The 7,818-nt window shown below is 35.2% G+C and carries 10 protein-coding genes; 7 read left to right on the top strand and 3 right to left on the bottom strand.

The genetic code is table 11. From position 1 onward, the window contains the following. Positions 1-59: 59 nt before the first annotated feature. The 5 genes from HEQ36_RS23060 to HEQ36_RS23080 all read left to right on the top strand — a co-directional run bounded on the left by HEQ36_RS23060 (position 60) and on the right by HEQ36_RS23080 (position 5,762). Positions 60-443, top strand: coding sequence for a hypothetical protein (locus tag HEQ36_RS23060; protein WP_290708536.1), 384 nt, complete (start codon positions 60-62; stop codon positions 441-443). Beyond that, complete coding sequence (locus HEQ36_RS23065; protein ID WP_290708538.1) at positions 436-3,993, top strand: plasmid replication protein, CyRepA1 family; 3,558 nt, start codon at positions 436-438, stop codon at positions 3,991-3,993. The genes HEQ36_RS23060 and HEQ36_RS23065 overlap by 8 nt, the downstream gene beginning before the upstream one ends. A gap of 98 nt (positions 3,994-4,091) precedes the next feature. After that, on the top strand, positions 4,092-4,214 hold the full coding sequence (locus HEQ36_RS23070) for a hypothetical protein (RefSeq protein WP_290708540.1): 123 nt from the start codon (positions 4,092-4,094) through the stop codon (positions 4,212-4,214). Positions 4,215-4,371: 157 nt separating this feature from the next. Beyond that, entirely contained in the window at positions 4,372-5,259 is an 888-nt protein-coding gene (locus HEQ36_RS23075) for an IS982 family transposase (protein WP_168634808.1), read from the top strand. A gap of 68 nt (positions 5,260-5,327) precedes the next feature. Beyond that, entirely contained in the window at positions 5,328-5,762 is a 435-nt protein-coding gene (locus HEQ36_RS23080; RefSeq protein WP_290708542.1) for a transposase, read from the top strand. Positions 5,763-5,884: 122 nt separating this feature from the next. Here HEQ36_RS23080 and HEQ36_RS23085 read toward each other — a convergent pair whose 3' ends face one another. Next, positions 5,885-6,127, bottom strand: coding sequence for a hypothetical protein (locus tag HEQ36_RS23085; protein ID WP_290708544.1), 243 nt, complete (start codon positions 6,125-6,127; stop codon positions 5,885-5,887). A 222-nt stretch (positions 6,128-6,349) separates the two neighbouring features. Between HEQ36_RS23085 and HEQ36_RS23090 the strand changes: the two genes are divergently transcribed. Together HEQ36_RS23090 and HEQ36_RS23095 are read left to right on the top strand one after the other, a co-directional pair. After that, positions 6,350-6,589, top strand: coding sequence for a hypothetical protein (locus HEQ36_RS23090; RefSeq protein WP_290708546.1), 240 nt, complete (start codon positions 6,350-6,352; stop codon positions 6,587-6,589). Further along, a complete protein-coding gene (locus tag HEQ36_RS23095) occupies positions 6,543-6,896 on the top strand; it encodes a hypothetical protein (protein WP_290708548.1) in 354 nt (117 codons plus the stop codon). Before HEQ36_RS23090 ends, HEQ36_RS23095 begins: the two co-directional genes overlap by 47 nt. Here HEQ36_RS23095 and HEQ36_RS23100 read toward each other — a convergent pair. Further along, the gene (locus HEQ36_RS23100) at positions 6,876-7,349 is read right to left on the bottom strand and encodes a DUF3368 domain-containing protein (protein WP_053541444.1); all 474 of its coding nucleotides are present in this window, start codon (positions 7,347-7,349) and stop codon (positions 6,876-6,878) included. The two genes, HEQ36_RS23095 and HEQ36_RS23100, sit on opposite strands and share 21 nt — an antisense overlap. 4 nt (positions 7,350-7,353) lie before the next feature. Further along, entirely contained in the window at positions 7,354-7,629 is a 276-nt protein-coding gene (locus HEQ36_RS23105) for a UPF0175 family protein (protein WP_053541445.1), read from the bottom strand. Between the last annotated feature and the right edge of the window lie 189 nt (positions 7,630-7,818).

The raw sequence follows: 7,818 nt of genomic DNA on the forward strand, positions 1-7,818 counted from the left end.
CTAGTTTTTCCCATGAGTTCAACATGGGAACACTTATTTTGTGTTTTAAAAGAGGCTCTATGTCAAAGCCAGTCAGATCAAATAAGTCAGAGGCTTTATTGAAAAAGCCAGATAGAAAAATAATATCAAATTCAAGTGCAGTCGTAAAGGGTTTAGCCACCCAAATTAATTATAGTACATTTTACTATAATTCGCAAACCTCTACTCCACTCTTAAATCTCTGTAAATCCTGTGGCTATGAAGTCGGGAATTTAATCAAGTGTCCCGGCGGGCGTTTGGCAGTGAAGTGTGGGAACTGCATCTTCAAGAAAATTAAGCTCTTAATTAGCCAACATAGACTCACCGAAACTCTGGAAGTGCTTGAAGAATCAGGGTTTACAGGTGATTTAGCTTTATTATTCATTTTGGGTGAAATTGCGGCTGTGGGGTGTGGCGATGCTTAACCCTTCACTTGAAAGATTTGACATCAGAAATTTTACAGAACGATTAATCTCTAAGCAGGGCAAAAATCGCTACCAATGCCCTAAATGTATAGAGGGAGTGCTAACAATTGACCCCAAAACTGGCGCTTATCATTGCTGGGGTGAAGGCTGTCCGTCTGAATTAATCAGGGAAGTAATTAATCCACTTAGTGAAGCCTTGGCAAGAATTGGGATCGAGAAAAAAGGTTTTACTCGCCACAATTCCCAAGAGTGGACCGAACAGCAACGAGAAGAATGGAAAACTAGGCAAGCACTCAGAAAAGCAGACGCAAGATTAGAGGAAAAAGCCAAGCGCGAAAAATCCTTAACGACGGATCAACGGCATGACCTGTACTCCAAAATTCTTGATTCTCTCAGTTTGGATGCTGCCACAGTTGCAGATCTAGAAAATCGCGGTTTTAGTAAAGATGAAATTGTTAATTGCGGCTTTAAGTCGGTTCAGAAGTGGCAGAAATTACCCTTTGCGGTAGATAAGAGACTACCAGGAATAGGAAAAGATGGTAAATCATTGGTAGTCGGTGGTGACGGGTATCTATGCCCTCTTAAAGACTATGACGGGAAAATTGTCGCGCTACAGTTAAGGCTTCATAATCCAGATAATTCTGGTAGATATCGGTGGGTTAGTTCATCGGCTCAAACATTGTCATTGAATGTTGGGGATGGTCTGGAAAACCCGCTAACGGTCTTTAAACCAGAAAACCTTACGGGAATATCAATTGTTGAGGGAACAGGCGTTAAGCCTTATCTAGCAAGCAAGCGGTTAAATAATATTGTCATCGGCGCGGCGGGTGGCCAGTTTGCTGGTAGTCCCAAATTGCTAGAGGAATATTTAAGCCGTGCTAGTAAAGATGTAGGAATCAAGGAAATAGTTATCTATCCTGATGCGGGGGACATTGCAAATAAATCTGTCATGTCCAGATGGAAACAGATAGCCAGTTTAATTATTAGTTTTGGCTATGATGTCAAGTTTGGTTGGTGGGGTCAGGTCAGCAAGGATGACTTTGATATTGATGAATTAGAAGATTTTAGCCAGATTGAATATATTACTCCTGATGAGTTTGTCTCGTTGGCTTTTGTTGATACATCAATCAAAAAATCCAAGGAAGAATCTATAGGTGATTGGGCGTGGGAACAATGGGTAAAAAGCCGTAAGTTCACGCCAGATATCATCATGAAGGATGAATATTTTCAGTTTCCAAAATTGCCTAATTCTAATGCAATGATATCCGTTATGGCTAGTTTGGGTAAAGGTAAAACCCAAGCGATAATTCAAGAAATTATCCGCGCTGGTAATGGTGTACTTATTATTGGTTATCGGAATAATTTATTACACCAAACAATAGCAAGGGCTAAAGAAAATGGTTTAAATATATATCATCTAAACGATGACGACGGAACTGATGTATTAGCAGATAGATATGCTTGTATTGCACTTTGTTTAGATAGTATTCATAAAGTAGAGGGCTATTTTAAAGATAGAGATATCATTCTTGATGAATCATGTTCAGTATTGATTCATGCTTTAAATGGTGGCACTTTAGGCGATAATCAAGCCAAATCAATTAGAATACTGTCTACTGCACTTAAACAGTGTAATCGAGTCTTTTTGTTAGATGGAAACAACAGCGATTTGTATACTAATTTTTTCCATTCTCAGTGTTTAGATAAAAAACTCATCAAAATTCAAAATACTTATGGTTCACCAAAGCAAAACTTTATGTTTGTAGAGGCTGTTACCGATGGAGAATTAAAGTCAAGAAACAGAACGCCATTATTAGAAATGATATTAGATTTACAGGTTAAAGCCTGGATTTACTGCGATTCTAAAGAAAGAACTAAAATATTGCATCAGATTTTGATTGAAGGTGGGAAAAGTGGTTACTGCCTCAATTCTGAGACTGCGGGGGATGATTGGGCTAAAGAATTTTTAGCAAATCCTGATAAATTTATTCTGGATAAAAAGCCAGATTACATAATACTTTCACCTACTGCCGAAAGTGGTATATCTGCTGGTGATGATTCAAAAAAAGCAGAAAGGAAACGTAAAAATGGTGAAGTAACGTTAACTGGCTACTTTACCCATAAATTCACATTTTTTGCGGGGGTTGCAGGAACTAATTCTCAAATGCAAGCACTGTTTAGATTACGTGATAACTCAATCCCTCATTATGTTTTTTGTCCAGAACAATCTATGGTAAAAGACCGCAATAGTCCCCACACATACAATGCCAAGCAGCTTCAGGAAATCGCCAACGAGAGAATTTTTCAATCAGGTATTTTAGCTTCTCTCAGTGCTAATAATCCTACTAGAGCATCAGAAGTAATAGGCAATGCCATAACGAGACAACAAGACGATTGGCTTGGTATATCCTATGTGCTAGGAGCATTGGATAACTATGAAATGGATAATCTCAGAAAATGCTTAATTTACGCTTTAGAAGAAGCAGGGCATAATGTTGAGATTATTCAAATAGAAGCTAATGACGAACTGAAAAAAACTGAATCACTGGCTAAAGAAACAGTTCAAAAAACTTACGCCAAAGAACTTTATACAGCTAATAAATTTGACACTGTAGAAGAAGCGAAACAAGCCGCTAAAGCTAACCCAAGGAAGGATACCCAGCGACGGATCGAGAAAACATTCTTCTTAGATAGACTACCAGAGATTGAAGATAGTCCATTGTGGGGGGATGAATTTATTTATGAAACTTATATTAAGCGGAAGGAATACATCAGAAATATAGAGCGGTATTGGTTCGTTAAAAACTTCGATGTCAGCCAAAAACGGCATGAAGCAAAATGGTTTTATGAAGCCACTAAGGAAGATTTTTACAGTGCTAGAGTCAGTAGGATGAGTCATAGCGTTATCTGGGCATTAAGAGAATTAGACATTTTGAATTTTACCGATGGAAGGGAATATCACAAAAATTCTGAGGACGTTCTAAACCTGATTCAAAAGTTACGAGATAGCAAAGATATCAGAATTGCATTAAAGATGGAAAGTATGCCACCTGCCACTGAAACAGGTAAGGAAAACTTAAATATTATTTCTTCCCTGCTAGGCATGATTGGATTTAAGAATAAATCGCAGGGTAAAAAGTTTGTCGGTGATATTAGATTGAACCATTACCAAGCCGTGCCTGTTGAGTTCAAGGAAGAATTGGACGATGGAGAATTTGATTTAACCGCAGCTAGAGAGGATATTTTAACCGCAATTGGTAAGCGGTTCACGGCTTGGATGGAGTCAGAAAAATCAATTATTGATTGGAACGAAATTATAAATAGCGAGCCAGAAATTATGAATAGTAGTGAATCTTTAACAGACCATGACCGTCTAATAGTTCCGTTTATTATTGAACAATTGCAGAAAATTTCAACTCAGGAAGAATGCTATGCGATTAATGATAGCATTACATCTAAGCAAAAGATAGCCGCTTGGAAAGCTTTAACCCAAGATGTGAGGGATAGAATCAAGAATTTGTTTAAACCAGCTTTTGCGGTAAATCAATAAAGGTTTTGGGGAGATCACATCCCCAAAATACTAACATCTAAGTATGGCGAGGTTCTAAATAAGTAAGTATAATTAGCGAGTGTTCACGAGAATTTTGTATGCTAAGAAAACCTCAAAAACCTTATACACCTGAGTTCGATGTAAGAAAACCAGCTAAAAATGAGTATTCAAAAGGGTTAGAGGCTTTTCTGGAAAGAGCCTATATTCTCAATAAGCCTTAATTATTGAGAATTAATAGGAAACCAGCCTAGATTTAAGTAAATTTTCATAACAAAATCTAAATTTATATTACGAATACTATTTGAATACAAACTCAAAGTACCTCAGATTAGGGACAATAGAAGAGGTTTAATTAAAGAAAATTAATGATTATAACTCATGGAATTAGAAACTATTTTCTGTGAAATTGATGATTTTTGTACCTATTTTGAGCCAATATTTCAAGCTCAACTTATCCCATCCCAAATAAAAAAAAGAATTAGACCCAGCCGATTATGTCTAAGTGAAATTATGACAATAATTGTGTATTTTCATCGCTCTAGTTACCGCAATTTTAAAGATTATTACCTGAAACATATCTTCAAATATTGCCAAGGTGAATTTCCCAATTTAGTGAGTTATCAAAGATTTGTTGAATTAATGCCAAATGCTTTAATTCCCTTGATGTATTATCTGAATACACGAAAAGGACTCAATACAGGTATAAGTTTTATTGATAGTACCTCTATTCCCATTTGTCATTCTAAAAGAGCCAAGACAAATAAGGTCTTTAAAGATTTAGCTGGCTGGGGGAAAAGTTCTATTTGTTGGTATTTTGGGTTTAAACTTCATTTGATTATTAATGATCAAGGAGAGTTACTTGCGTTTCAAATTACTCCTGGAAATACAGATGACCGAAAACCTGTTCCCACTTTGACTAAGAACTTATTTGGGAAAATATTTGGAGACAAAGGATATATTTCTCAAAAACTCTGGCTTGAACTTTGGTCTAATGGACTCAAATTAATCACTCCTTTCAAGAAAAATATGCGGAATAAGCTCTTGTCCCTGGAGGAGAAATTAATGCTCCGAAAACGCTCTTTAATTGAAACTGTTAATGACCAACTCAAAAATATTTCACAACTTGCTCATTCTCGACATCGAAGTGTTACTAATTTCATGGTTAATGTTGTTGCTGCAATAATAGCTTATACTTGGCAACCTAAAAAACCTTCTTTAAGATTTGATGAAAATGAAATTGAAACCTTACCAGTTTTATTAGCTTAATTACCAATTAAATATCAATATTACCTAATAGTAAATACATTTCAAAAAATTAATTTTTTGAGAACTTTTTGGCGTGGGCTTTAATTCTCAATAACCAATACTTATTGACAGAACTGTTGCTGTTACGTACTTTTAGACTTTTTATTTACATCGAACTCAGGTTATTTGGGAAAATATTTGGAGACAAAGGATATATTTCTCAAAAACTCTGGCTTGAACTTTGGTCTAATGGACTCAAATTAATCACTCCTTTCAAGAAAAATATGCGGAATAAGCTCTTGTCCCTGGAGGAGAAATTAATGCTCCGAAAACGCTCTTTAATTGAAACTGTTAATGACCAACTCAAAAATATTTCACAACTTGCTCATTCTCGACATCGAAGTGTTACTAATTTCATGGTTAATGTTGTTGCTGCAATAATAGCTTATACTTGGCAACCTAAAAAACCTTCTTTAAGATTTGATGAAAATGAAATTGAAACCTTACCAGTTTTATTAGCTTAATTACCAATTAAATATCAATATTACCTAATAGTAAATACATTTCAAAAAATTAATTTTTTGAGAACTTTTTGGCGTGGGCTTTAATTCTCAATAACCAATACTTATTGACAGAACTGTTGCTGTTACGTACTTTTAGACTTTTTATTTACATCGAACTCAGGTATGTAGGGTAATTCTGACGGTGTTGGTTTACCATAATAACAAATTAAATTTAAATCAATCGCTATTTTTAAACACCCCTTTTTTAATCCTAAAGGAATTCGACTTTTTAATGCTTGATTTATTTGCGCTTCTAATTCCTCAAAATTATTAATTTTATTGAGATGATATCTAATATCATTAGCTGTCGGAATATTTTTTAACAATTTAGCTGTGTTTTCAATACTGTCTCCAGTGCTGGCTGCTTTAACCAGAATCTCGAATAAAGTTTGTTGGTCACAGGCTCCTTGCGTTTCAATCGAAAAATTTTCTACTAAACACTGAATAACCTGCGTCTTGGGTTTCTGAGTCGGTTAAAACGAGTTCTTCTGTAGATTCGCCCTGCGTGGCTTTTGTTAGAGATGAAACAGTCAATTTTTTCAACCAATATGCTACACACTACATTCATCATTTCATATTTTGACCCAGTGCAAATTACTATAACTATTTCTTATGTATTTAGTATTTTATATCACATAAATGTCTATCGTATTTTGTTGTTGATGCCTGCTTCGTCTGTAGCAATAGCGTTAGCATTCCGTAAAAATCGCTCTTTGGGAAAAACTTTTTGGTTTACTGGTTATGACTTCCTTTGTTTTACATCATCTAAGTTTGGCACAAAAAGATAAAGTCATTGAGCAAGTATCTCATCTTCTGAAAACCAACGGTATATTTGTTTTGATTGACATAGTTTGCAAAGAAGAGGAAGACAAAGAACACTTTGTTAATCGCTACTTAGAAAATATGCGTCAAAACTGGACTGCACTCTCGTCTCAAGATATGTCAATCATGGAAAATCATATATCTACTTATGATTTTCCCGAAACTCAAACTACTTTGTACCAACTTGCACAAAAGCACAATTTTGTTCGTTTTGAATGCTTATACAAAGATACTCCTGAAGCTGCACAATTTTTATGTTTGACGTTTCAATAAAGAATTTAGCAATGATGATGAAGCTCGAAAACTTGTTTTTTGTAAACGACTAATAACATCAGGTAAGTCAATTAAATTTTGAGATGCTGCTTGCTCTAAAACGCCCAGCAAACCAGTCACTTTTAAACCGCGATTGCTGGCAATTTTTCTTCCTAGTCCATCATCAATAATAATTAAATTGGCATTTTCTTTTTTCGCTAAAAGAATAGCTGCTGTTTCTCCTGGATCTAAAACTTCTAAATCTGGACTCCCAGAAATATCAATATTTTTAATAATTAACCAACGAGGAGGATCATTAATCCAATTCTGAACTAAATTTGGTGATTTTTTATGCGACAATTCTTCCTGAACTATCTGCGGAATTAGCACTTGATGATAAAGTTGAGCAAGTATGTCAATTTCACCAATTAACACTAGATAACAAATTGGAGAAGTATCAGATATAACTAACATTTTTCTACAAAATACCTGATTCTTGTAATTGTTGATGTGTTTGGTGATCTTGCTCTAAATCCATTTCATTATAAGCTAGATAAATGCCTTGAGATTGCAAAAAAGTATCTACCTCTAAACGGGTTTTCATACCTAATAATTCTCTTAATTTACCTACACTAATTAAACCTTGACGATAAGCCTCAACTGCAATCATTTCCATGATTCTAGTATCTAAATCACCCCATTGTTCTGTCAGATAATGAGCTATAGCATCGGGTAAAACAATAGAAATTTGCATATTTTTTCTTTGTCATAAGACTTCCACCGATTATATTTTAGCATATTTTTTAACTGCCCAGGTGGCGAACTACTTCTCTTGGTGTCCATCTCTGCCTGCCGCAAATATCGTGTCACCTGAGTTCGATGTAAATAAAAAGTCTAAAAGTACGTAACAGCAACAGTTCTGTCAATAAGTATTGGTTATTGA

The sequence above is a fragment of the Anabaena sp. 54 genome, from assembly GCF_017355725.1.
Lineage (GTDB): Bacteria > Cyanobacteriota > Cyanobacteriia > Cyanobacteriales > Nostocaceae > Dolichospermum > Dolichospermum heterosporum.

Bases quoted from the DNA above. Each gene is read 5' to 3' on its own strand.
- HEQ36_RS23105 (WP_053541445.1), bottom strand. From the start codon at position 7,629: ATGCAAATTTCTATTGTTTTACCCGATGCTATAGCTCATTATCTGACA.
- HEQ36_RS23100 (WP_053541444.1), bottom strand. From the start codon at position 7,349: ATGTTAGTTATATCTGATACTTCTCCAATTTGTTATCTAGTGTTAATT.
- HEQ36_RS23095 (WP_290708548.1), top strand. From the start codon at position 6,543: ATGACTTCCTTTGTTTTACATCATCTAAGTTTGGCACAAAAAGATAAA.
- HEQ36_RS23090 (WP_290708546.1), top strand. From the start codon at position 6,350: ATGCTACACACTACATTCATCATTTCATATTTTGACCCAGTGCAAATT.
- HEQ36_RS23065 (WP_290708538.1), top strand. From the start codon at position 436: ATGCTTAACCCTTCACTTGAAAGATTTGACATCAGAAATTTTACAGAA.
- HEQ36_RS23060 (WP_290708536.1), top strand. From the start codon at position 60: ATGTCAAAGCCAGTCAGATCAAATAAGTCAGAGGCTTTATTGAAAAAG.
- HEQ36_RS23070 (WP_290708540.1), top strand. From the start codon at position 4,092: ATGCTAAGAAAACCTCAAAAACCTTATACACCTGAGTTCGATGTAAGA.
- HEQ36_RS23075 (WP_168634808.1), top strand. From the start codon at position 4,372: ATGGAATTAGAAACTATTTTCTGTGAAATTGATGATTTTTGTACCTAT.